General features: G+C 73.0%; 18 protein-coding genes. 1 reads left to right on the top strand and 17 read right to left on the bottom strand.

The genetic code is table 11. The features are described from left to right. Nucleotides 1–28: 28 nt before the first annotated feature. From ACWEK3_RS25895 to bldG, 10 genes are all read right to left on the bottom strand, one after another. Nucleotides 29–1,648 (bottom strand): alpha/beta hydrolase, encoded by a 1,620-nt coding sequence (locus ACWEK3_RS25895; protein WP_453250687.1) that lies wholly within the window; start codon nucleotides 1,646–1,648, stop codon nucleotides 29–31. 116 nt (nucleotides 1,649–1,764) lie between these two features. After that, nucleotides 1,765–2,970: a DNA polymerase III subunit delta' gene (locus tag ACWEK3_RS25890; RefSeq protein ID WP_450545563.1), complete on the bottom strand. Its 1,206-nt coding sequence runs from the start codon at nucleotides 2,968–2,970 to the stop codon at nucleotides 1,765–1,767. 140 nt (nucleotides 2,971–3,110) lie between these two features. Continuing rightward, nucleotides 3,111–6,437: a dTMP kinase gene (gene tmk / locus ACWEK3_RS25885; RefSeq protein WP_453250686.1), complete on the bottom strand. Its 3,327-nt coding sequence runs from the start codon at nucleotides 6,435–6,437 to the stop codon at nucleotides 3,111–3,113. A gap of 124 nt (nucleotides 6,438–6,561) precedes the next feature. Next, complete coding sequence (gene topA / locus ACWEK3_RS25880; RefSeq protein WP_453250685.1) at nucleotides 6,562–9,396, bottom strand: type I DNA topoisomerase; 2,835 nt, start codon at nucleotides 9,394–9,396, stop codon at nucleotides 6,562–6,564. A 248-nt stretch (nucleotides 9,397–9,644) separates the two neighbouring features. Next, entirely contained in the window at nucleotides 9,645–9,842 is a 198-nt protein-coding gene (locus tag ACWEK3_RS25875; RefSeq protein WP_453250684.1) for a hypothetical protein, read from the bottom strand. Between the two features lie 323 nt (nucleotides 9,843–10,165). Beyond that, nucleotides 10,166–11,719: a DUF7059 domain-containing protein gene (locus ACWEK3_RS25870; RefSeq protein WP_453250683.1), complete on the bottom strand. Its 1,554-nt coding sequence runs from the start codon at nucleotides 11,717–11,719 to the stop codon at nucleotides 10,166–10,168. A gap of 105 nt (nucleotides 11,720–11,824) precedes the next feature. Then, nucleotides 11,825–12,442 carry a small secreted protein gene (locus ACWEK3_RS25865; protein WP_450545571.1) on the bottom strand — a complete coding sequence of 206 codons (618 nt, stop codon included), beginning with the start codon at nucleotides 12,440–12,442 and terminating at the stop codon, nucleotides 11,825–11,827. A gap of 191 nt (nucleotides 12,443–12,633) precedes the next feature. Next, nucleotides 12,634–15,039, bottom strand: coding sequence for a sodium-translocating pyrophosphatase (locus ACWEK3_RS25860; protein WP_450545573.1), 2,406 nt, complete (start codon nucleotides 15,037–15,039; stop codon nucleotides 12,634–12,636). 313 nt (nucleotides 15,040–15,352) lie between these two features. Next, a complete protein-coding gene (locus tag ACWEK3_RS25855; protein ID WP_450545575.1) occupies nucleotides 15,353–15,784 on the bottom strand; it encodes an ATP-binding protein in 432 nt (143 codons plus the stop codon). Between the two features lie 106 nt (nucleotides 15,785–15,890). After that, a complete protein-coding gene (gene bldG / locus ACWEK3_RS25850; RefSeq protein ID WP_009189842.1) occupies nucleotides 15,891–16,232 on the bottom strand; it encodes an anti-sigma factor antagonist BldG in 342 nt (113 codons plus the stop codon). Between the two features lie 82 nt (nucleotides 16,233–16,314). Here bldG and ACWEK3_RS25845 point away from each other — a divergent pair, with 82 nt between their 5' ends. Continuing rightward, nucleotides 16,315–18,804, top strand: coding sequence for a DEAD/DEAH box helicase (locus tag ACWEK3_RS25845; protein ID WP_453250682.1), 2,490 nt, complete (start codon nucleotides 16,315–16,317; stop codon nucleotides 18,802–18,804). On the opposite strand, the gene ACWEK3_RS25840 is transcribed toward ACWEK3_RS25845, so the two are convergent. The 7 genes from ACWEK3_RS25840 to ssd form a co-directional block, all read right to left on the bottom strand. Then, nucleotides 18,801–19,367, bottom strand: a complete 567-nt coding sequence (locus ACWEK3_RS25840) for an Rv3654c family TadE-like protein (RefSeq protein WP_453250681.1) — start codon at nucleotides 19,365–19,367, stop codon at nucleotides 18,801–18,803. The two genes, ACWEK3_RS25845 and ACWEK3_RS25840, sit on opposite strands and share 4 nt — an antisense overlap. A gap of 16 nt (nucleotides 19,368–19,383) precedes the next feature. Next, entirely contained in the window at nucleotides 19,384–19,794 is a 411-nt protein-coding gene (locus ACWEK3_RS25835) for a TadE family type IV pilus minor pilin (protein ID WP_453250680.1), read from the bottom strand. Beyond that, complete coding sequence (locus ACWEK3_RS25830) at nucleotides 19,781–19,972, bottom strand: DUF4244 domain-containing protein (protein WP_384174881.1); 192 nt, start codon at nucleotides 19,970–19,972, stop codon at nucleotides 19,781–19,783. The genes ACWEK3_RS25835 and ACWEK3_RS25830 overlap by 14 nt, the downstream gene beginning before the upstream one ends. 116 nt (nucleotides 19,973–20,088) lie before the next feature. Continuing rightward, complete coding sequence (locus ACWEK3_RS25825; protein WP_450539660.1) at nucleotides 20,089–20,856, bottom strand: type II secretion system F family protein; 768 nt, start codon at nucleotides 20,854–20,856, stop codon at nucleotides 20,089–20,091. A gap of 29 nt (nucleotides 20,857–20,885) precedes the next feature. Then, nucleotides 20,886–21,761: a type II secretion system F family protein gene (locus tag ACWEK3_RS25820; RefSeq protein ID WP_450539659.1), complete on the bottom strand. Its 876-nt coding sequence runs from the start codon at nucleotides 21,759–21,761 to the stop codon at nucleotides 20,886–20,888. Further along, on the bottom strand, nucleotides 21,754–22,929 hold the full coding sequence (locus ACWEK3_RS25815) for a TadA family conjugal transfer-associated ATPase (protein ID WP_450539657.1): 1,176 nt from the start codon (nucleotides 22,927–22,929) through the stop codon (nucleotides 21,754–21,756). Before ACWEK3_RS25815 ends, ACWEK3_RS25820 begins: the two co-directional genes overlap by 8 nt. An 86-nt stretch (nucleotides 22,930–23,015) precedes the next feature. Next, the gene (ssd, locus tag ACWEK3_RS25810; protein WP_453250679.1) at nucleotides 23,016–24,119 is read right to left on the bottom strand and encodes a septum site-determining protein Ssd; all 1,104 of its coding nucleotides are present in this window, start codon (nucleotides 24,117–24,119) and stop codon (nucleotides 23,016–23,018) included. Nucleotides 24,120–24,226: the final 107 nt, after the last annotated feature.

Here is a 24,226-nt window from a genome sequence, read left to right as displayed (position 1 = left end):
GCCGGGGCGCCGGAGTGGGGCGCTGTGGTTACGAGCAGCGCTTTCCGTTCGCCGGAGGGGTGCCCTGGAGAAGGTAGGTGTTGATCTCGGAGTCGATGCAGCGGCTGCCGCGGCGGTAGGCGGTGTGGCCGTCGCCGTCGTAGGTCAGCAGGCGGGCCGAGAAGAGCTGGCGGGACAGGGACTGGGCCCAGCGGTAGGGGGTCGCCGGGTCGCGGGTGGTGCCGACGACCACGATGGGGGCCGCGCCCTTGGCCTCGATGCGGTGGGCCCGGCCGGTGGGCTTCACCGGCCAGTACGCGCAGTTCAGCGTGTTCCAGGCGAGGCCGCGGCCGAAGACCGGGGAGGCCTTCTCGAAGGCGGGGAGGTATTCCTCCACCTGCTCGGGGGCGGCGAAGGGGGCCGGCAGGTCCAGGCAGTTCACGGCGGCGTTGGCGTACATCAGGTTGCTGTAGTGGCCGCCGGAGTCGCGTTCGTAGTAGCTGTCGGAGAGGGCCAGCAGGGCGGAGCCGTCGTTCTGCTTCATCGCCGACGCCAGCGCCGAGCGCAGTTGCGGCCAGGCCGCCTGGTCGTACATCGCCGCGATGACCCCGGTGGTGGCGAGGGACTCGCCGAGACGGCGGCCGCCGGTGGCACCGGCGGGGATCGACCGGGCGTCGAGTCTGCGGAAGAAGGCGGCGAGCTGGTCGCCGACCTGCTTCGGCGTCGCGCCGCGGCCGCCGAGCGGGCAGTCGCTCTGCTGTACGCAGTCCTTCGCGAACGACTGGAAGGCCGCCTCGAAGCCCGCCGTCTGGTCCAGGTTCATCTGGCGCGCCGACAGCGAGGGGTCCATCGCCCCGTCCAGGACCAGGCGGCCGACGCGGTCCGGGAACAGGCCGGCGTACGTGGCCCCGAGGAACGTCCCGTACGAGGCACCGACGTAGTTCAGCTTCCCGTCGCCCAGCACCGCGCGCACGATGTCCATGTCGCGTGCCGCCTCCATGGTGGAGACGTGCCGCAGCAGGCGGGCGTCGCGTGCGCCGCAGCCCTCCGCGAACTTGCGGTACGCGGCGACGAGCGCGTCGGTCTCCTTGCTGTCGTCGGGCGTGAAGTCGGTCTGTGTGTACGTGTCCATGTCCCGGTCGTCGAGACACTGCACGGACTCGCTGCGGGAGACCCCGCGTGGGTCCGTCGCGACCAGGTCGTAGCGGGCGCTGATCTCGGCCGGGTACCCGACACCGGCGTAGTGCTGGAGATAGGCGACGGCCGCGCCGCCCGGTCCGCCCGGGTTCAGCAGGAGCGAGCCGAGCCGCTTGCCCGGGCCGGACGCCTTCTTGCGGGCCACGGCCAGCCGGACGTCGCCCGCGTCGGGCCGGTCGTAGTCGAGCGGCGCCTTGACCGTCGTGCACTCGAAGCCGGACACCCCGCAGCTGCGCCAGGCCGGCTTCTGCTCGTAGTACGGCGACAGGATGGGGGGCGTGGCCCGCGGCAGCGCGGCCAGCGCCGCGTCCGCCGCGGGCTCGGTCCGGCGCTGCGTGGTGCCGGGGGAGCAGGCCGAGACCAGCAGGGCGGCGGCCGCCAGGAGGGTGCCGCCCGCGCGGGCCGCGCGGAGGGGGGTTCGGGGCCGGGGGCCTCTGCTGCTGTTCGGACGAAGGGCGCGCCTGATGTGCATCCAGCGAGCGTAACTCTCCGCGATCGGATGAGTGCGTTACGTGCGGGGCGTTCCCCGTACGAGTGACGCCGTCGACGCCGGTGGCCTCGGTGTTCTCGGCGCACTCGGCGTACTCGTCAGCCCGCCCTCAGGGCCATCGTCATCGCCTCCACCGCCAGGAGCGGGGCCACGTTGCGGTCGAGCGCGTCGCGGCAGGCGGCGATCGCCTCTATGCGACGCAGGGTGGACTCGGGCGAGCTGCCGCGGGCGAGGCGCTCCAGGGTGTCCTCGACGTCCGCGTTGGCGATGGCCACGCGGGAGCCGAGCTGGAGGGCCAGGACATCGCGGTAGAGGCCGGTGAGGTCGGTCAGGGCGAGGTCGAGGCTGTCGCGCTGGGTGCGGCTGCGGCGGCGCTTCTGCTTGTCCTCCAGGTCCTTCATCACGCCCGCCGTACCGCGGGGCAGCCGGCCGCCCTGGGCCGCGCCCAGCGCCGCCTTCAGCTCCTCGGACTCCTTGGCGTCCCTCTCCTCCGCGAGTGCCTTGGCGTCGTCCGCCGCCGCGTCGACCAGTTCCTGGGCCGCCCGGAGGCAGCCGCCTATCTCGTCCACGCGCAGCGGGAGCCTCAGGACGGAGGTGCGGCGTTCGCGTGCGGCCGGGTCGGTGGCCAGGCGGCGGGCCCGGTCGATGTGGCCCTGGGTGGCGCGGGCCGCGGCGGCGGCGACGGCGGGTTCGACGCCCTCCCGGCGTACGAGCATGTCGGCGACGGCGTCCACCGACGGCGTGCGCAGGTTCACATGGCGGCAGCGGGAGCGGATCGTGGGCAGGACGTCCTCGACCGAGGGGGCGCACAGCAGCCAGACCGTGCGCGGGGCGGGTTCCTCGACGGCCTTCAGCACGGCGTTGGCGGACTTCTCGTTCAGCCGCTCGGCGTCCTCCACGAGGATCACCTGCCAGCGGCCGGTCGCCGGGGCGGTGAACGACTTGCGCACGGTGTCCCGCATGTCGTCGGCGAGGATCTGTGTACCCACGGCGGCGACCGTGTTGACGTCGGCGTGGGTGCCGACCAGCGCCGTATGGCAGCCGTCGCAGAATCCGCAGCCGGGGACGCCGCCGAGGGCGCGGTCGGGGCTCACGCACTGGAGGGCGGCGGCGAAGGCCCTCGCCATCTGCGTGATCCCCGCGCCGGGCGGTCCCGTGAACAGCCACGCGTGCGTCATCTTCGACGCCTCGGGCGGCGGCGCGTCCGTGGCGGCCGCGGTGACCAGGGCGTCGGCGTCCCGGGCAGCGGCGCTCAGCTGTTCGCTGACCTTCTCCTGCCCGACGAGGTCGTCCCACACGCTCATGGGTCACGCCGCCCTTTCGTCATGGTTCGTGCTGCGGGATCCATTGTGCGGGGCACCACTGACAACACGGCGGGCGGCCTCGCCCGAATCGGCAGGCGCACCGTCGCCCCGATCACCCCGATTGGCGCCCGTCCGACGGCTCAGGGCCGCCGGCCCCGCCCCCGGCCGCCGTCGCCGTCGTCGAGCCCCTTGCCGTCCTCGCGCGGGCCCAGCAGCTCGTCCGCCAAGGTCGGCAGATCGTCGAGCGGCGTCTCCTCGGCCCAGTCCGGCCGCGGCCGCCGCCGGGCGACCGACTCGGCGTCGACCTGGGGCAGCTCCCGCGTACGGTCGTCGCCCTGGTCGGGCCGCGCGGCCGGCGACCGCCCGCCACGCTCGTCCCGGAAGAAACCGGGCGGAACCCGGTCCGCTGGGTCCTCCCCACGGACCGGAGGCAGGACCGCCGTCTCGTCCGCGGCGCCCGGCGTGAAAGCGGGCAGTACGGCGGTCTCGTCCGCGGCCCCCGGCGGGACGGGCGGCAGTACGGCCGTCTCGTCGGCGGTCCCCGGCGGAACCACGGGCTTCGGCAGCTTCGCGGTCACCTCGGACTCGGACTCGCCCGCCGTCCGCGGCCCCGGCTCCGCCGACCCGCGCGACGTCCCACGGGAGCCCTCGCTCAAGCCCCGGCCCGACCCCTGATCGGAACCCTCGCCCGGCGGCTTACCGCTCCCCCGCTCGTCCCGCACCGGCGGCAGCACCGCCGTCTCGTCCGCGGGCCCGCCCGACGCGTTCGTCGGCGTCACCAGCGGCGTCGGCACGGTCACCTCCCCCAGCGGCACCGCCGCGGCCGTCGGCTCCGTGGACCGGCGCGGACCCGACTGCGCGGTGGCCGCGGCCTGCTCCGCCGCCCGCCGGGCCTCCTCCGCCCGCAACAGGGCCTCCTCGGCCTTGCGCTGCTTCTCCAGCCGCCGCGCCTCGGCCTCGGCGCGCAGCCGCTCCTCCTCCTCGGCCTGCCGGCGCCGCTGCTCCTCCTCGGCCTTGCGGCGCGCCTCGGCCTCCGCCCGTGCCCGCTCCTCCGCGAGCAGCCGGGCCTGTTCCTCCTCGGCCTTGCGCCGGGCCTCCTCGGCGCGCTGCCGGGCCTCCTCGGCCTGCCGCTCGGCCTCGCGCCGCTGCGCCTCCTCCAGCTCGCGCCGCTTGCGCTCCTCCTCCTCGGCGCGCAGCCGCGCCAGCTGCTCCTGGCGCTCGCGCTCCAGGCGCTCCTCCTCGGCCTTGCGCCGGGCCTCCTCCTCCGCCTTGCGGCGCGCCTCCTCCTCGGCCTTCCTCCGCGCTTCCTCCTGCGCCTTCAGCTCGGCCTCGGACAGCGGCAGCATCTGGTCGAGCCGGTGCCGGACGACCGTGGTCACCGCCTCGGGCTCCTGCCCGGCGTCCACCACGAGGTAACGGCCGGGGTCGGCGGCGGCCAGCGCCAGGAAACCGGACCGCACGCGCGCGTGGAACTCGGCCGGCTCCGACTCCAGACGGTCGGGAGCCTCCGTGAACCGCTCACGGGCGGTCTCCGGCGAGACGTCCAGCAGGACCGTCAGATGCGGCACAAGACCATTCGTCGCCCAGCGGGAGATCCGCGCGATCTCCGTCGGGGACAGGTCGCGGCCCGCGCCCTGGTAGGCGACGGAGGAGTCGATGTACCGGTCGGTGATCACGACGGCGCCCCGCTTCAGCGCGGGCCGTACGACCGTGTCGACGTGCTCCGCGCGGTCGGCGGCGTACAGCAGCGCCTCCGCGCGGTGGGACAGGCCCTGCGAGGACACGTCCAGCAGGATCGAGCGCAGCCGCTTGCCCACGGGAGTGGCGCCCGGCTCGCGGGTCAGGACGACCTCGTGGCCCTTGGACCTGATCCAGTCGGCGAGCGCCTCGGCCTGCGTGGACTTGCCGGCGCCGTCGCCGCCTTCGAGGGCGATGAAGAATCCGGACTCGGCGGGGGCCGTCACCGGGTCGTCGCCGCCCCGCAGGGCGTCGACGAGGTCCTGTCGCAGCGGTACGCCGGAGCGGTCGTCGACCTTGGCGAGGACCAGCGCGGCCACCGGCAGGAGCAGCGCGCCGACCAGCATCAGCGTGAACGCGGCGCCGCCGTGCGCGAACACGAACCGCCCGTCCTCGAGCCGGTGCGGGCCGATCCCGGCCGCGACCACGGGGGCGAGCACGGCACCGAGCGCCACGAAGACCCGTACCACCGCGTGCAGGTGCTCGGTCATGCGCGGCTTGCGGTAGTCCTCGGCCTCCTGGTCGAGCAGCGTGTGCCCGGTGTTGGCGGCGGCGCCCGCGCTGACTCCGGCCAGCGCGAGGATCAGCAGGACCGTGGTGACGTCGGGGACCAGCCCGGCGGCGAGCAGGGCGACGCCGGTGAGCGCGATCGTCAGGGCCAGCAGCCGCCGCCGCGACAGGGAGACCAGCGCCTTCGGCGCCGTACGGATGCCGACGGCGACCCCGCCGGTCAGGGCGAGCACCGCCAGCCCGTACAGCACCGGGCCGCCGCGCAGGTCCGTGGCGTGCAGCACGCAGACGGCGACCGCGGCGGCGATCGCCCCGGCGACGGACGCGCAGGCGAGCACGAGCAGCGGAACGGCACCCGTGCGGCCCTTGTCGACGCCGGAGCCCGTCTTCGGGCGGCGCAGCCCCTCCAGCGGCGAACGCGGGCGCGGGGTGCGGGTGCCGGGCAGTTCCAGGTAGGTCAGCACGGACAGGGACGCGGCGAACAGGCCGGCCGCGACGTACGCGCCGAGGGCCGCCTGGTGCTGGTCGAACCAGGCGATGCCGGTGCCCAGGAGGTTGTTGAGCAGGGAGGCGGCGACCAGGGCGGCGGCCGCCAGCGGGACCGCCAGGAAGGTGGTCCGCAGCGACAGGCGGCGCAGGGCGTCCATGTGGTCCGGCAGCGGGCGCACCGTGGCGCCCTCCGGGGGCGGTGCGGGCAGCAGCGCGGGGGCCGCGCCCTCCCGGCACACGCTCCAGAAACGCTCGGCGACCCCGGTCACGAAGACGGTGACCAGGAGCAAGGCCAGGGCGTCGTCCGGCGTCCAGTCGATCCACAGGGGCGCGACGATCAGCAGGGCGGCGCGCAGACCGTCGGCGCCGACCATGGTCCAGCGCCGGTCGAGCGGTCCCTCCTGGGAGGTGAGCGAGGTGAGGGGTCCGAGGAGGACCGCTCCGAAGAGCAGCGTCGCCAGGATGCGCGTTCCGAAGACCGTCGCCACTGCGAAGGCCACGCCCCGGTAGCCACCGCCGAAGGGGCCCGCGGCGACCGCCGCCTGGAGGGCGAGGACGACCAGGACCAGGAGTGCGAGGGTGTCCCCGGCGCCTCCCACCAGTTGGGCGCTCCACAGCCGCCGCAGCTGCGGCCGGCGCAGCAGGGCGCGGACGGCGCGCTCGCGGGAATCGGCCATGAGGGCGTCGTCGGGTGCGGAGGTGTGGGCCGTTGGCTGCTCGGCTCGCGTCATGCGTTCAGCCTATCGGGACCCACCGACAGCATGGAGTGACCGTCCGGACGTGCGCACGCCCCGACACCAAAGTGATGCCGGGGCGTGCCTTTCGCAAAGGAGCCGCGAGGGATCCGCGGTGCGATCAGTCCTCCGCCGCCTTGGCGGCCGTCGCCTTCGCGGTGGTCTTCTTCGCGGTGGTCTTCTTCGCGGTGGTCTTCTTGGCGGTGGTCGTCTTCTTCGCCGCGGTCTTCTTCGCGGCCGTGGACGCCGTCTTCTTCGCCGTCGTCTTCTTGGCGGCGGCCTTCTTCGCGGTCTTCTTGGCCGGGGCCTTGGCGCGCTTCTCCGCGAGGAGCTCGAAACCGCGCTCCGGAGTGATCTCCTCGACGCTGTCGCCGGAGCGCAGGGTCGCGTTGGTCTCTCCGTCGGTGACGTACGGGCCGAAGCGGCCGTCCTTCACCACGACCGGCTTGCCGCTGACGGGGTCCTGGCCGAGCTCCTTCAGCGGCGGCTTGGCGGCCGCGCGGCCCCGCTGCTTGGGCTGGGCGTAGATCGCCTGCGCCTCCTCCAGCGTGATCGTGAAGAGCTGGTCCTCGGACTGGAGCGAGCGCGAGTCCGTGCCCTTCTTCAGGTACGGGCCGTAGCGGCCGTTCTGCGCGGTGATCTCCTGGCCGTCGGCGTCGGCGCCGACGACGCGCGGCAGCGACATCAGCTTCAGGGCGTCGTCCAGGGTGACGGTGTCCAGGGACATCGACTTGAACAGCGAGGCCGTACGGGGCTTGACCGCGTTCTTGCCGGTCTTCGGGGTGCCCTCGGGGAGCACCTCGGTGACGTAGGGCCCGTAGCGGCCCTTCTTGGCGACGATCGTGTGGCCGCTGGCCGGGTCGGTGCCCAGCTCGACATCGCCGCTGGGCTCGGCCAGCAGCTTCTCGGCCAGCTCGACGGTCAGCTCGTCCGGGGCCAGGTCGGCCGGGATGTCGGCGCGCTGGTGCTGCTCGGTTTCCTTCTCGCCGCGCTCGATGTACGGGCCGAAGCGCCCGACCCGCAACACGATGTCGTTGCCCACGGGGAACGACGACACCTCGCGCGCGTCGATCGCGCCCAGGTCGGTCACCAGTTCCTTGAGCCCGCCGAGGTGGTCCCCGTCGCCGTTGCCGGCCTCGGCGGCGCCGCCGTGGCCGGTGCCCTCGCCGAAGTAGAAGCGCTTCAGCCACGGCACGGCCTTCGCCTCGCCGCGCGCGATGCGGTCGAGGTCGTCCTCCATCTTGGCGGTGAAGTCGTAGTCGACGAGCCGCCCGAAGTGCTTCTCCAGGAGGTTGACCACGGCGAAGGACAGGAAGGACGGCACCAGGGCCGTGCCCTTCTTGAAGACGTAGCCGCGGTCGAGGATCGTGCCGATGATCGACGCGTACGTCGACGGGCGGCCGATCTCCCGCTCCTCCAGCTCCTTGACCAGGCTGGCCTCGGTGTAGCGGGCCGGAGGCTTGGTGGCGTGGCCGTCGACCGTGATCTCCTCGGCCGTGAGCGCGTCGCCCTCGCCGACCTGGGGCAGCCGGCGCTCGCGGTCGTCGAGCTCGGCGTTGGGGTCGTCGGCGCCCTCGACGTACGCCTTGAGGAAGCCGTGGAAGGTGATCGTCTTGCCGGACGCGCTGAACTCGACGTCCCGGCCGTCGGCCGCGGCGCCGCCGATCCGCACGGTCACGCTGTTCCCGGTCGCGTCCTTCATCTGGGAGGCGACCGTCCGCTTCCAGATCAGCTCGTAGAGCTTGAACTGGTCGCCGGTCAGACCGGTCTCGGCGGGCGTGCGGAAACGATCACCCGAAGGACGGATCGCCTCGTGCGCCTCCTGCGCGTTCTTGACCTTCCCGGCGTACGTACGGGGCTGCGGCGGCAGGTAGTCGGCGCCGTACAGGTGGGTGACCTGGGCGCGGGCGGCGGCGATCGCCGTGTCGCTCAGGGTCGTGGAGTCCGTACGCATGTACGTGATGTAGCCGTTCTCGTACAGCTTCTGGGCGATCTGCATCGTCGCCTTCGCGCCGAAGCCGAGCTTGCGGCTGGCCTCCTGCTGGAGCGTCGTCGTACGGAACGGCGCGTACGGCGAGCGGCGGTACGGCTTGGACTCGACGGACCGGACGGAGAAGCGGGTGTCCTCCAGGGCGGCGGCCAGGGCGCGGGCGGTCGCCTCGTCGAGGTGGAGGATGTTCGGGCTCTTGAGCTGTCCCAGGGAGTCGAAGTCGCGGCCCTGCGCGACCCGCCTGCCGTCGACGGTCTGCAGACGGGCGACCAGCGACGACGGGTCGCTCGCGTCACCCGCCCGGCCGGTTGCGAAGGTGCCGGTCAGGTCCCAGTACTCGGCGGAGCGGAACGCCATGCGCTCGCGCTCCCGCTCGACCACGAGCCGTGTCGCGACGGACTGGACCCGGCCCGCCGAAAGCCGCGGCATGACCTTCTTCCACAGCACGGGCGAGACCTCGTAGCCGTAGAGGCGGTCGAGGATGCGCCGGGTCTCCTGGGCGTCGACCAGCCGCTGGTTGAGCTGGCGCGGGTTGGCGACCGCCTCCCGGATGGCGTCCTTGGTGATCTCGTGGAAGACCATCCGCTTGACCGGGATCTTCGGCTTGAGCACCTCCTGGAGATGCCAGGCGATGGCCTCGCCCTCGCGGTCCTCATCGGTGGCGAGGAAGAGCTCGTCGGAGTCCTTCAGCAGATCCTTGAGCTTCTTGACCTGAGCCTTCTTGTCCGCGTTGACGACATAGATCGGCTGGAAGTCGTGTTCCACGTCCACACCGAGGCGGCGGACCTCGCCGGTGTACTTCTCGGGTACCTCCGCGGCACCGTTGGGAAGGTCGCGGATGTGCCCGACGCTCGCCTCGACGATGTAGCCGGGGCCGAGGTAGCCCTTGATCGTCTTCGCCTTGGCAGGCGACTCGACGATGACGAGTCGGCGGCCGCCCTGTGCGGTCTCGCTGGTCGGGGACAACTTCGCTCTTCTCTCCGGTCGACGCTTGAGCCTCCCCAGGCCTTGATTTCCCGGGGGTCGGGTGGTGGTGACGCTGCGGAGTGTGACGGTACATCCCGCCCCCGTGTCAAACGGGAAAAGCCCGCAACGGCCACTCGAACGGTAACCCGACTACCCCCCTTCCTGCCGCCCGGACTGCTCACCAGGCTGTTCGGGCTGATGCGGAGGGTGATTTCTCAGTTACGGAGACCGGACAGGAGCGCCGGCCGTCACAGGCGCCCGAAGCACCACACGCCGACGGTCAGGGCGGCGACCGCAGTCAGGGTCGCGACGGTCGCCGACGCGGTGCGGGGCAGGCCGTGGGCGACGGGTTCCCGGTGCCGGACCCGGACCGCCGCCCAGCCCAGCAAAGCCGTTCCGAACAGGGAGAACACCGTTCCCGCGAAGATCGCCGGCCCGCTCTCCATGTACGTCCCCTCCGGTCCCCGGATGCCCCGGTACGGGAGGCTGACACCCGCGGGCGACGACGACACCAACCCGCGGTGAACAGGAGCCGACCCGCTCCCGGGGCAGCGCTCCCACGCCTTCGCGAGGTGACGGGAATCAAGCTCTCCGCTTTTTTCCCGCGTTTTTCCGGCTCGGTCCCGGCAAAGATCGAAAACCTTGCCGGAGCACCGTCGAAACGGCCCACACGCCCCGAGAACGACGAGAACGCGCCACCGCCCCAGTAGCACCTGTGGGCCCGGCGAGCGCTCAGGGGCGCACGGGCCTCATCGGTCGCGTGAACCGGTCACCGAGCCGGTTCCTCCACCGATTTCTGCGCCGGTTCGATGAAGCCCTGCTCCACCAGCAGGCGGATCTGGGCCGGAGTGCGGTCGCGCAGGAGGAGCGGGCTCTCGCCCATCAACTGGGCGATGGCGTCCAGGATGCGGCCGGCGCTCAGCGTGCCGTCGCAGACACCGGCGAAGCCGGCGCCCACCGTGTCCACCGTGGTGGCCCGGCGCATCCCGCGGTTCTGGCGCAGCACGACGTGCTCGGGGTCCTCGGCGCCGGGCAGCCCGACCTGCTCCTGGACCACCTCACGCACGAGCCGGAAGTGACCGTCGAGCAGGGCCGCGTCGTCGTGGTCCCGCAGATAGTCGACGCGGGCGAAGTGCGCCCGGACGGTGTCGCCGAGCGGCTGCTCCACCGGGTGCGGCCACTCCTCCACGGTGATCGAGGGCGTCGCGGAACCTGCCTTGCGCAGCGTGATCCAGCCGAAGCCCACGGCCCTGACCTTGCGCGCCTCGAACTCCTCCAGCCAGGCGTCGTACCGCGCCTGATACTCCGCGGCGTCGCCACGGTGGTCGCCCGCGTCCCTCAGCCACAGCTCGGCGTACTGCGTGACGTCCTGCACCTCGCGCTGGACGATCCACGCGTCGCATCCGCGGGGCACCCATGACCTGAGCCTGTCCTGCCAGTCCTCCCCTTCGACGTGCTGCCAGTTGGCGAGGAACTGCGCGAACCCGCCCTCGTTCAGGCGGTCGCCCGCCTCTTGAACGAGCGTGCGGCACAGATCGTCTCCGCTCATCCCGCCGTCGCGGTACGTCAGCCGGGCGCCCGGGGAGATCACGAAGGGCGGGTTCGACACGATCAGGTCGAACCGCTCGTCGTCGTGGACCGGTTCGAACAGCGAGCCCTGGCGCAGATCGGCGGCCCGCGCGCCGGACAGCGCGAGCGTCAGGGCAGTGATGTGCAGCGCGCGCGGGTTGATGTCGGTCGCGGTCACGCGCGTGGCATGCCGGCCGGCGTGCAGCGCTTGGATGCCGGAGCCGGTGCCGAGGTCGAGCGCGGAGCCGACCGGTGCGCGGACCGTGATGCCGGCCAGCGTCGTGGAGGCGCCGCCGACCCCGAGGACGACGCCCTCGTCGCGGCTGCCGATCCCGCCCGCGCCGCCCACCGCGCAGCCCAGGTCGGACACGATGAACCAGTCCTCGCCGTCGAGTCCGCCGTACGGCCGGACGTCCACGGTCGCGGCGACCTCGTCCGCGCCGGCACGCACCAGCCAGCCGGTCTCCAGGCACGCCTCGACGGGCAGGACTCCCGCCACGCGCGCGTACGGCACCGGCTGCTGGAGCAGGAACAGCCGGACCAGCAGTTGCAGCGGCGTGTCGCCGCGCGTGGCCCGGAGCGCGGGCACTGTCTCGGCGCGCGCCAGCGCCGCGTACGCGGGCGCGCCGAGCAGCTCCAGCAGTCCGTCGGCGGTGAAGGAGGCGCCGAGCAGGGCGTCCCGGAGCCGGGCGGCGACGTCCGGTCGGTCGGAGGCGGGCAGTGCGGGCAGGCTGGTGTCACTCACGCCCCCCATTGTGTCGGCTCACTCCGACAGCGCACGCGCGCGTGTGCCTGCGTGTGTCTGCCCGCGTGCCCGCATGCGTCTCTGCGTGCCTGTCCGAGCGCCTGCCTGCGTGCGTCAGCCGCTCGTCGCCGGGGACGAGCCCGAGGTGGACGGGGTGGCGGACGCGGACTTGCAACTCGGCTGCTGGGCCATCGCCCTGCCGACGTCGCCCTCCTCGAGGTTCTTCAGCGCGTCGCTCCCGGTCCGGCTCAGCTTGTCCAGCCGGGTGGCGACCTCCTTGAGGCCGTCCGCGAACTTGGCCTGGTCCTTGGTGTCGAGCTTGTCCACCTGCTGCTTCAGCGAGGTGTACGAGGCCGCCAGGCCGTTGAGCTCCTTGACCGCGTCCTGCTGCTTCTTCCGGCCGTTGTCGACCTCGGGTGCGCCGGCGGTGTTCACGGCCTGGCCGATGGCCCTGTAGGCGTCGGCCATGTCCTGGAACGCCTGCGCGTCGGTCTTCTGGACCTGGGCCGGCTCGCTGTTGTCCGAGGTCTCCTTCTGGATGGCGGCGTTGGCGGCCTCGATCTTCTTCGCCTGCGGCTGCACCGCGTCGCACACCTGCTTGGCCCAGGTGTTCAGCGCGTCGTTCTTGCTGTCGGCAGCGCTGCTGGTGCAGCCCGTCAGTGCCAGTACGAGTACCGCACCGCCGGACAGTGCGGCCGCGAGCTTCTTGTTCACCGGGTTGGTCCCTTCCATGGCTCTCGGCCCCGGAACATACACGCCGTGTCGGCCACACCCGGGAGTCGGTCGCCCCTTGTGTGGTGTCTTGCGACCATTTGCACCAAGCGAGAGAAGGCTCACGGAGAGCATCCGCACACACGGCGGGCGGGCGACGCGTCGTACGCGCCGCCCGCCCGTCTCCTGAGCTGGGCCCGGGATGAGACCGCCTACGAAACCACCGCGGGATCGGCCGACTTGGAAACCCGTTCGGCGTTGTCGTCGTCGCCCACGGCGATACCACGCCGCTTGGAGATGTAGACCGCGCCGACGATCACGGCCAGCGACAGGACCGCGATCACGATCCGTACGCCGAGGCTCTTGTCGCTGCCGTAGGAGAACTTGATGACCGCGGGCGCGATGAGCAGCGACACCAGGTTCATCACCTTGAGCAGCGGGTTGATCGCGGGGCCGGCGGTGTCCTTGAAGGGATCGCCGACCGTGTCCCCGATCACCGTGGCCGCGTGGGCCTCGCTGCCCTTGCCGCCGTGGTTGCCGTCCTCGACCAGCTTCTTGGCGTTGTCCCAGGCGCCACCGGAGTTGGCGAGGAACACCGCCATCAGCGTGCCCGCGCCGATCGCGCCCGCGAGATAGGAGCCGAGCGCACCGACCCCGAGCGTGAACCCGATGAAGATGGGCGCCATGACGGCGAGCAGCCCGGGTGTGGCGAGCTCGCGCAGGGCGTCCTTGGTGCAGATGTCGACGACCTTGCCGTACTCCGGCTTCTCGCTGAAGTCCATGATGCCGGGCTTCTCACGGAACTGCCGGCGCACCTCGTACACCACCGAACCCGCCGACCGGGACACCGCGTTGATCGCCAGCCCCGAGAACAGGAAGACGACCGCCGCGCCGGCGATGAGGCCGACCAGGTTGTTGGGCTGCGAGATGTCCATGATCAGGGTCATCGGCGCACCCGAACCGGTCAGCTTCTCCCCGACGTCGCGCGCGCCCGTGGTGATGGCGTCCCGGTACGACCCGAAGAGCGCCGAGGCCGCGAGAACGGCGGTGGCGATGGCGATGCCCTTGGTGATGGCCTTGGTGGTGTTGCCCACCGCGTCCAGGTTGGTGAGCACCTGGGCGCCCGCGCCCTCGACGTCGCCGGACATCTCGGCGATGCCCTGGGCGTTGTCGGAGACCGGGCCGAAGGTGTCCATGGCGACGATCACGCCGACCGTGGTGAGCAGTCCGGTGCCGGCCAGCGCCACCGCGAACAGCGCCAGCATGATCGACGTACCGCCGAGCAGGAAGGCCCCGTACACGCTGAGGCCGATCAGCAGGGCGGTGTAGACCGCGGACTCCAGACCCACGGAGACACCGGCGAGGACGACGGTGGCCGGACCGGTGAGCGAGGTCTTGCCGATGTCTCTGACCGGACGCCGGTTGGTCTCGGTGAAGTAGCCGGTGAGCTGCTGGATCACGGCGGCCAGCAGGATGCCGATCCCCACCGCGACCAGGGCGAGGATCCGCGGGTCGCCGTCCTTGCCCCTGATCGCCGCGTCGGTGACACCGGTGAGACCGGCGTACGACGACGGCAGATAGACGAAGACGGCGGCCGCGACCAGGGCGAGTGAGATCACCGCGGAGATGAAGAAACCGCGGTTGATCGCGCTCATGCCGCTGCGGTCGGCGCGGCGCGGCGCCACCGCGAAGATCCCGATCATGGCGGTGATCACACCGATGGCCGGCACGAGCAGCGGGAAGGCGAGCCCGTCGTTGCCGAAGGCCGCCTTGCCGAGGATCAGCGCGGCGACCAGCGTGACGGCGTACGACTCGAAGAGGTCGGCCGCCATGCCCGCGCAGTCGCCGACGTTGTCGCCCACGTTGTCGGCGATGGTCGCGGCATTGCGCGGATCGTCCTCCGGAATGCCCTGCTCGACCTTGCCGACCAGGTCGGCGCCGACGTCGGCGGCCTTGGTGAAGATGCCGCCGCCCACACGCATGAACATCGCGATCAGCGCGGCACCGAGGCCGAAGCCCTCCAGGACCTTCGGCGCGTCGGCCGCGTACACCAGCACCACACAGGAGGCGCCGAGCAGGCCGAGCCCCACCGTGAACATGCCGACGACGCCGCCGGTGCGAAATGCGATCTTCATTGCCTTGTGCGAGACGGCGGTGAGATCCTTTTCCGGCTCACCCTCCGCAGGGGTCGCTTCACGGGCCGCCGCGGCGACACGTACATTGCTGCGCACGGCGAGCCACATGCCGATATAGCCGGTGGCCGCCGAGAAGGCGGCTCCGATCAGGAAGAACACCGATCGTCCGGCGCGCTGATTCCAGTCGTCCGCGGGCAGCAGCATGAGCAGGAAGAACACGACCACGGCGAATACGCCGAGCGTGCGCAACTGGCGGCCCAGATAGGCGTTCGCGCCTTCCTGGACCGCTTCAGCGATCTCCTTCATGCTGCTGGTACCTTCGCCCGCCGCGAGCACCTGGCGCACCAGGACGCCTGCGACCACGAGAGCGGCCAGCGCGACGGCCGCGATGGCCGCCACGATGATCCGATTGTCGTTGGTCAGCACTGCAGCTGCGAAGGTTGTGGGGTGGCCCAACTGATGAGGGGTAGAAAGCCCCGCCATTCGTCCTCCTTGACGCTTGGGCTGAGCTCAAGATGTGGACGGATTGTAGGTAGCGGAACCTGATCAAAACAGAGCGCGGCAAACCGAATTGCCCTTCACCTGCTCTTCAGCAAATGATCGACGTCACGCCACGGAACCCGAAAGAGGTAACGGTTCAAAACCATTGACCCTCGATCACTGCTTGATCAAATGATCTGCCGACCGGTCGTGAATTCATTCACGAATTCAAATGTACCTGGTGGAGGCGGCCGTGCAACAAGAAGGGCCCTGCGAAGCAGGGCCCTCGTGTGGTGCGCCGAACGGGTGAGGTGCGTCAGGGAAGCGTCGCGACCGGCGGTGTGGTCGGCCAGGTCATCTTGATCAACCCGCCGTGCTCCCCTGCCGAAACCTCCACGTCGTCGACGAGGCCGCTGATGACCGCGAGGCCCATCTCGTCCTCTTCGGTCTCCGCCTCGTCCGCCGCGCCCGGGGCGTCCCCGGCGTGGTACGGCGCGTGCCGGGCCTCGTCGCCGACCTCGATGGAGAACTGCTTCTCCTCCTCGGTCAGCATCACCTTCACCGGTGCCGAGATCCCGCTGTTGCGATGCAGCCCCACGGCCCGGGAACAGGCCTCGCCGACGGCGAGTCTGACCTCGTCGAGGACGGCCTCGTCCACTCCGGCCCTGCGCGCCACCGCTGCCGCCACCAGACGGGCGGTCCTGACGTGTTCGGGCAGCGCGCTGAAACGGAGTTCGACGGTGGCCATGCATCCCCCTCGGAGCTACGGGCGTGCTGTAGGAGGACCGGGCCGCCGAAATGCCCGGCCCCCCGTTTGGGCTCTTCCGCCCCGGTCACCTGGCCGGGGCCGGTGGTCAGTCTGTCGCCGCCACCGCTTCGTCCACCGAGGTGTGGATCGGGAACACCTTGGTGAGACCGGTGATACGGAAGATCTTGAGAATGCGCTCCTGGTTGCACACCAGGCGCAGCGAGCCCTCGTGGGCACGCACGCGCTTCAGGCCACCGACCAGCACGCCGAGCCCGGTGGAGTCGAGGAAGTCCACGCCCTCCATGTCGACGACGAGGTGGAAATTCCCGTCGTTCACCAGCTCGACCAGCTGCTCGCGCAGCTTGGGCGCGGTATATACGTCGATTTCGCCACCGACCTCGACGACCGTACGATCGCCGACGGTACGGGTCGACAGGGACAGGTCCACGGATCCTCCAGCACCTTGCTATCGAGCGGTCGCCCCTCAGGACACCTCGGCTTGAAGCCCCCGGGACGGTTCGCCAGCCGCGATGGCATTCAATCACTTACCGGCAGGCGTGCACGACGCCTTGGTCCCATTGTCCTGCACGTCGGTGACAGACTCGGTGCCGATGGCCAAGAATCACCGATCCGATCGATCCCCGGCCGGCCCCGCAACCCGCCTGGCGCCGGGCGCGGTTCTCGACCGGCTCGCCGCGGGGCAGAGCCGGGCTGCGCGCATCACTCATACGGAGCACTTGCCCCCGCGCGCGGGGCGCCATGCCGTCTGGCCCGACCGGATTCGGCCGGAGGTGATCGCGGCGGTCCAGGCGTGCGGGATCGAGCACCCGTGGGCGCACCAGGCGCGCGCCGCGGAACACGCCCTGGACGGCGACTCCGTCGTCGTCGCCACGGGCACCGCGTCCGGCAAGTCGCTGGCCTACCTCGTCCCGGTGCTCTCGACGTTGCTGGACGGTTCCGAGGCGGCCAACGGCCGCGGCGCCACCGCCCTGTACCTGGCCCCCACCAAGGCCCTCGCGGCCGACCAGTGCCGTGCGGTGAAGGAACTCGCCCGGCCCCTGGGCAAGGCCGTACGCCCCGCGGTGTACGACGGCGACACCCCGCCCGAGGAACGCGAGTGGATCCGCCAGTACGCCAACCACGTGCTGACCAACCCCGACATGCTGCACCGCGGGATCCTGCCCTCCCACCCGCGCTGGTCCTCCTTCCTGCGCGCCCTGAAGTACGTGGTCGTCGACGAATGCCACACCTACCGGGGCGTCTTCGGCTCCCACGTCGCCCAGGTCCTGCGCCGCCTTCGCCGGCTGTGCGCGCGCTACGGTGCCTCTCCGGTCTTCCTGCTGGCCTCGGCGACCGCCGCGCAGCCCGCTGTGGCCGCGCGCCGCCTCACGGGGCTGCCCGTGGTGGAGGTGGCCGACGACGCCTCGCCCCGCGGTGAACTGGTGTTCGCCCTCTGGGAGCCCCCGCTGACCGAGCTGCGGGGCGAACGGGGCGCGCCCGTCCGGCGCACCGCCACCGCCGAGACGGCCGACCTGCTGACCGACCTCACCCTCCAGGGCGTGCGCTCGGTCGCCTTCGTACGGTCCCGGCGCGGCGCCGAGCTGATCTCGGTGATCGCCCAGGAGCGGCTGGCCGAGATCGACCGGCCGCTGTCCCGGCGCGTCGCGGCCTACCGGGGCGGCTACCTGCCCGAGGAGCGCCGCGCACTCGAACGCGCCCTGCACTCCGGCGAGCTCCTGGGCCTGGCCGCCACGACGGCCCTGGAGCTGGGCGTGGACGTGTCCGGCCTGGACGCCGTGCTGATCGCCGGATACCCGGGCACCCGCGCCTCCCTGTGGCAGCAGGCGGGCCGCGCGGGGCGCTCCGGTCAGGGCGCCCTGGCGGTGTTGGTCGCCCGCGACGACCCGCTGGACACCTTCCTCGTCCACCACCCCGAGGCCCTGTTCGACCAGCCGGTCGAGTCCACAGTCCTCGACCCCGACAACCCCTACGTCCTCGCCCCGCACCTGTGCGCGGCCGCCGCCGAGCTTCCGCTCACCGAGGAGGACACCGAACTGTTCGGCCCGGCCTGCGCGGAGCTGCTGCCGCAGCTGGAGGCCGCGAAGCTGCTGCGCCGCCGGACGAAGGCCTGGCACTGGACCCGCCGGGAGCGGGCCGCGGACCTCACCGACATCCGCGGCGAGGGCGGACGACCGGTGCAGATCGTCGAGGCCGGCACCGGCCGGCTGCTCGGCACGGTCGACGCGGGCGCCGCGCACACGACGGTCCACGAGGGCGCGGTCCATCTGCACCAGGGCCGTACGTACCTGGTGCGCTCCCTCGATCTGGACGACTCGGTCGCCCTGGTCGAGGAGGCCGCCCCGCCGTACACGACGGTCGCCCGCGACACGACGGCGATCTCCGTCCTGGAGACGGACGTCGAGGTGCCCTGGGGCGACGGCCGCCTGTGCTACGGCTCCGTCGAGGTCACCAACCAGGTGGTCTCCTTCCTGCGCAGACGTGTCATCACCGGTGAAGTGCTCGGCGAGACGAAGCTCGACCTCCCTCCTCGTACGCTGCGCACCCGCGCGGTGTGGTGGACGGTCACCGAGGACCAGCTCGACGAGGCCCGGATCAACCCGGAGATCCTCGGTGGCGCCCTCCACGCCGCCGAGCACGCGTCGATCGGCATGCTGCCCCTGTTCGCGACCTGCGACCGCTGGGACATCGGCGGCGTCTCCGTCCCGATGCACCCCGACACCCTGCAACCCACGGTCTTCGTCTACGACGGCCATCCGGGCGGCGCGGGCTTCGCCGAACGCGCCTTCCACACCGCGCGCGCCTGGCTCTCGGCCACCCGCGAGGCCATCGCCTCCTGCGAGTGCGACTCCGGCTGCCCGTCCTGCATCCAGTCCCCCAAGTGCGGCAACGGCAACGACCCGCTGCACAAGAGGGGGGCCGTGCGCCTGCTGACGGTGCTGCTGAAGGCGGCCCCGGAGGCGGAGATGCAGGCGGAGGCGGAGATGGATGCGGAGGCTTAGCCCACGCGGGTGAAAGGCACGGGCGCCATGGGCCCTGTGGAAGCCGTAGCCCCCGCTATGGATCCCGCGGAGGCCGTAGACCCTGCCATGGGCCCTCCAGGCCCTACAGACCCTGCCGTGGGCTCCCCGGGCCCCACCGGCCCCGCCGGGCCCACCGGGGCGTCTGCCTGGGCCGTCGGCCCCGCTCTCGCCCTCACCGCCGCGGTGAAGGGTCCCCGTTCCGCCGCCGCCGTGACGTCCGAGGTGTCGCCCACGATGGCGCACCGGACGAGCCGGGTGCCCTGTGCCCGGGCCACCTCGTCCGCCCGGGCGCACGCGGCGGCACCGCCCTCCGCCCAGTGGCCCGCCGCCGCCAGCGCCGCGAGGTCGGCGGCCCCGGCCGCTCGGTGCCGGTCGACCACCGCCTGCCCCAGGGCGAGACCGATGCCGAACACCACGCAGAGCAGGGCGATCGCCCCGACGCTCCACACGGTGGCGGAACCGCGGTCGGACCGACGGCGTCCGCCACGTCCGCCACCGATGAGGCGACGAAAGCCGCGGAGAACCGGAATGCGGCACCTCATGTCCCCGTCCTCCGCTTCATGTCCCCGTCCCCCGCTGTGCGCGCGTCCCGAGCATGTCCTCCGCCTCCGCCACGGCCTCCTCCCTCAGCCGGAAAGGCAGCACCCCCAGGCCCGGCGGGTCGGCCACGACGACCACGTGCACGTGGTCTCCCCGGCGGGTCACCGTGACCTTCGCCCCGTGCGGTGCCACGTCCCGGGTCACTCGGGTGACCGCACCGTCCGGGTCCTGGCGGGCGGCGGCCCGGGCCCCTGCCCGGGCCGCGTCCACGCACTGGATCTGCGCGAGCACGACCAGCAGGACCCAGACCAGCGTCGTCACCACCAGCACCAGCACGGGCAGGACCATGGCCGCCTCCGCCGTCACGAACCCCGCGTCGGCGTCTTGCCGTTCGGCCCGGTGCGCCCGTGCCCGTTCACATCCGCGCACTGAGCGCTCGCTTCACGATGTTCTGCAACTCCGTCTTGACCTGGCCGCTCGTCACCACCTCGTACAGCAGCACGGCGAACGCCACCGCCGCGATGATCCCCATCGCGTACTCGGACGTCACCATTCCCGCGTCCCTGCGCGCCAGGGCACGCAGCCGTGCCCACACCTTTCCGTACATCTCAACCCCCGTAAGGCCTTGGTCTGTTGGTTTGCTGTTGTCTGTCAGTTGGCTGTTGTCCGCTGGTTGTCTGCTGGTTCTCGACTCGCTGCTCCCGTATCCGTTCCGCCGGTGCCTCAGCCACCACCTCCGCTCAGCACTCCGCCCGCGAGGCCGATCAGCACGGGCAGCACGCCCACCGCGACGAAGGCGGGCAGGAAGCACAGCCCCACCGGCGCGGTGACCAGCACGGCCGCCCGGCGCGCCCGGGCCGTCGCGGTGCGCGCCCGGTCGGCGCGGACATCGGCCGCGAGCCGGGCCACCGGTCCGGCGGCGGGAAGGCCCGACTCGTCGGCCCGCTCCAGCAGCCGTGCCAGGGCCGCGGCACCCGGTATCGAGGCGAGTCCGCGCCAGGCGTCGGCCGGCTGCCCGCCGAGCCGCACCTGGGCGGCGCCCCGGGCCAGTGCGTCCCCGACGGGGCCGCCCAGGGCCTCCCCGACGGCCTGGGCGGCGATCACCGGACCGGCACCGGCCGCGATGCAGGCCGCCAGCAGGTCGGCCGCGAGCGGGAGTTGACGGGCGGCTTCGGCCGCGCCGGACTCCGCTTCGGGGCGGCCGGCCGTACGCCGCCGCCACTGCCACATCCCGGCCGCCCCGGCCAGCCCGAGCGCGAGCCCGGTGAGCCCGCCGACCAGCACCCACCCGGCCCCGGCCACGCCCACCGCCGGCAGCCACCGCCGCACGGCACCGGCCGCGAGGAGCCGTGAGCGCGAGCGCCATGCCTCTTCCGCCGAACGTTCCGTCCCCAGCAGCGCGGCCATCCGCCGCCGCGCGCTCCGCTCCCGGCCCATCGCCGCCAGCCATCTCACCGACAGCCACAGGAGCACCGCCACCCCCGCGACCATCCCCAACCTGTGGACAACACCACCCGCGCTCACATCGCCTCCGCCCCTCGCACGATCCGCAGGGCCCACCACAGCCCCGCGCCCTCCAGCACGCCACCGATGGCCAGGCAGCCCAGTCCCGCTCCCGTGTGCAGCAGCACCCGCAAGGGATCGGCTCCCATGGCCGTGCCCAGCAGGAGTCCGAGGACCGGCAAGCCGGCGAGCATGACGGCCGTGGCCCTGGCACCCGACAGCTGGGCCCGCAGATCGGCGCGTTGGTCGCGCTCCACCCGCAGCGCGCCTTCGAGCCGGTCCAGCCCGGCCGCCAGGCCTGCGCCCTGGTCCACCGCCACCCGCCAGCAGGCCGCGAGGCCGCGCAGGCCCTCGGCGCCCGGCTGCCGGGCCGCCGCGGCGAGCGCCGCGGGCACGTCGCCGCCGAACCGGGCCGCCGCCAGCACCGCCGCCTGGGCGTCGCCGAGCCCACCCGAGTCCCGCGCGGCGCACAGCAGCGCCTCGCCCGGTTGCCGCCCGGCCCGCACCTCTCCGGCGAACGCCCCGCACAGGGCGATCACCGCGTCCGCCCGCCGCTCCTGCCGTCGGCGCGCCGCCCGGGCAAGCCGGGTACGGCGCAGCAGCGGCACCCCGACCGCCCCCGCGACGACCGGCAGCACCGAGGCACCCAGCACCGCGAGCACCATCCCGGCGGCCGGCGCCCACCACTCGGCGTGCAACCGCCCTCGAACCTGGGCCAGTCCGCGAAGGACCCGGCCCGAGAGCGGCGGCCCCGTGCCCTCCGGCCCGCCGCCGGCGAGCAGCGACCGCGCCCGCCGTGCCGCGGACTGCCGGCCGCCCAGCAGCCACACGGCCGCCCCGGCACACACCGCGCCCGCGGCCACGCAGGCCGAGCCCGAGAACCCCTCATCCATGGCGGTCGTCGCCCCCTCTCCCGCTCTCCGTCCGAAGCAGCCCCCGCAGCCGCTCCCACCCCCGTTCCGCCACGAACGCCTCCGCGCCCCAGCGCAGCGCCGGCACGGTCCGCACCAGTCCCGACGCGTCCCGCTCCAGCACCCGCACCTCGGCGATCCGCCGCCGCCCGGAGCGGTCCCGCACGAGGTGCAGCACCACCGACAGCGCGGCCGCCAACTGGCTGTGCAGCGCCGCCCGGTCGAGCCCTGCGGCGGTGCCCAGCGCCTCCAGCCGGGCGGGGACGTCCGCCGCCGCGTTGGCGTGGACCGTGCCGCATCCGCCCTCGTGGCCGGTGTTCAGCGCGGCCAGCAGATGGACCACCTCGCCGCCGCGCACCTCGCCCACGACCAGTCGGTCCGGCCGCATCCGCAGTGCCTGCCGCACCAGGTCCTCGAGGGTGACCAGGCCCGCGCCCTCCTGGTTGGCGGGCCTGGCCTCCAGGCGGACGACGTGCGGATGGTCGGGTCGCAGCTCCGCGGAGTCCTCGGCGAGGACGATCCGCTCGCCCGGTCCGGCCAGCCCGAGCAGCGCGCTGAGCAGCGTGGTCTTGCCGGTTCCGGTCCCCCCGCTGATGAGGAAGGACAGCCGGGCCTCGATCAGCGCCCGCAGCACGCGGTCCCCGCCGGGCGGCACCGTGCCCGCCGCGACCAGTTCCTCCAGCGTGAACGCGCGCGGCCGTACGACCCGCAGGGACAGGCAGGTGCAACCGACTGCGACGGGAGGCAGGACCGCGTGCAGCCGGGTGCCGTCGGGCAGCCGGGCGTCCACCCATGGCCGGGCGTCGTCCAGCCGGCGGCCCGCCACGGCGGCCAGGCGCTGTGCGAGGCGCCGTACGGCCGCCGCGTCGGGGAAGGCGACGGCGGTCCGCTCCAGTCCGCCGCCCCGGTCCACCCACACCCGGTCCGGGGCCGACACGAGGACGTCGGTCACCGACGGATCGGCCAGCAACGGCTCCAGCGGACCGCTACCGATCAGCTCGGAGCGCAACTGCTCGGCCGCGCCGAGCACTTCGGCGTCCCCGAGCACACGGCCCTGTTCGCGCAAGGCCTGCGCGACGCGCGCGGGCGTCGGCTCGGCCCCGCTCTCGGCGAGCCACTGCCGTACACCGTCCAGCAACTCCGCGGGCATCCGGGATCCGTTGGCAGGCGCGGGCTCGCGGGGCGCATCCACCGGGGCCGTCCGCAGGTCCGTTCGCAGGTGTTCGGCAACCGTCCTCATGCGGCGGCCGCCTCGATCAGCGCCCGCTCCCAGAAGGCGGTGCAGAAGCGGGCGAGCGGTCCGCGCGCCACCGCCCCGGGCGGGGTCCTGCCCTCGCCGGAGCGCCGCAACGCGGACTCCGCGGGAACCTCGCCCGCCAGCGGCAGACCGAGCAGCCGGGCCACCTCACGGTCGTCGAGCCCGGGCGCGTACGGCCCCCGGACCGCCACCCGCAGATCGCGCAGGACCATGCCGACCGCGGACGCCACGCGTGCCGCGGCCGCCACGGCGCGCAGCTCGGCGGGGACCACGAGCAGGCCGAGGTCGATCTGGGCGAGGGCCTCGGCGACCCCCTCGTCGACGCGGCGGGGAAGGTCGACCACCACGGCACCGCCGCGCCGCCGGGCGGCGGCCAGCACCGCCCGGACGGCCTGCGGCGGGACGGCCACGCAGTCGCCGCGGTCCCAGCTGAGCACGCGCAGCGAGTGCAGTTCGGGCAGCGACTCCTCCAGGGCGCCGCCGCCGACTCTCCCGCGCGAGGCGGCGAACGCCGGCCAGCGCAGCCCCTCGGCCGTCTCCCCGCCCAGCAGGACGTCGAGGCCGCCGCCCAGCGGATCGGCGTCCACGAGCAGGGTGCGCAGGCCCGCCCGCGCGGCGGTGACGGCGAGCGCGCAGGCCAGCGTGGACGCGCCCGCTCCGCCGCGGCCGCCGATGACGCCCACGGTGAGCGCGGGACGGCCGACGCCCTCGGCGACGTCGGCGATGCGGTCGACCAGCCACTGCTCGCCGTCGGGCAGCACCAGCACGTGATCGGCGCCGATCTCGATGGCGCGCCGCCAGATCCCGGAGTCGTCCTGGTCGCGGCCGACCAGCACCACTCCGCGCCGGCGCGCCGCCCCGCGCACCCGCCGGGCGGCGTCGTCGCCGACCAGCACCAGCGGCGCCGCCTCCCAGCCGCCTCTGCGCTCGGGCAGGCCGTGGTGGACCTCGGGTGTGGCGCCGGCCGCCGCGCACAGGCGCAGCAGGTCGTCGAGAAGCCCGGCGTCCTCGGTGACGATCAGTGGTCTGCCCTGGAGCCCTCCGGCATCGGGCGGTGGATCGTGTGTGACGGTTCCGGCCACGGTCGAACCCCCTTCGCTGCTTCTTGCGCGCGGCCCGTGCGGCCCCGCGAATCCCGAACGTGAGAAGAACCGGCGACCGGCCTTCCTTTGGGCAGCCGATACGAACC

It is taken from the genome of Streptomyces sp. NPDC004721 (assembly GCF_053601495.1).
This window is presented reverse-complemented; position numbering and strand designations above follow the sequence as displayed.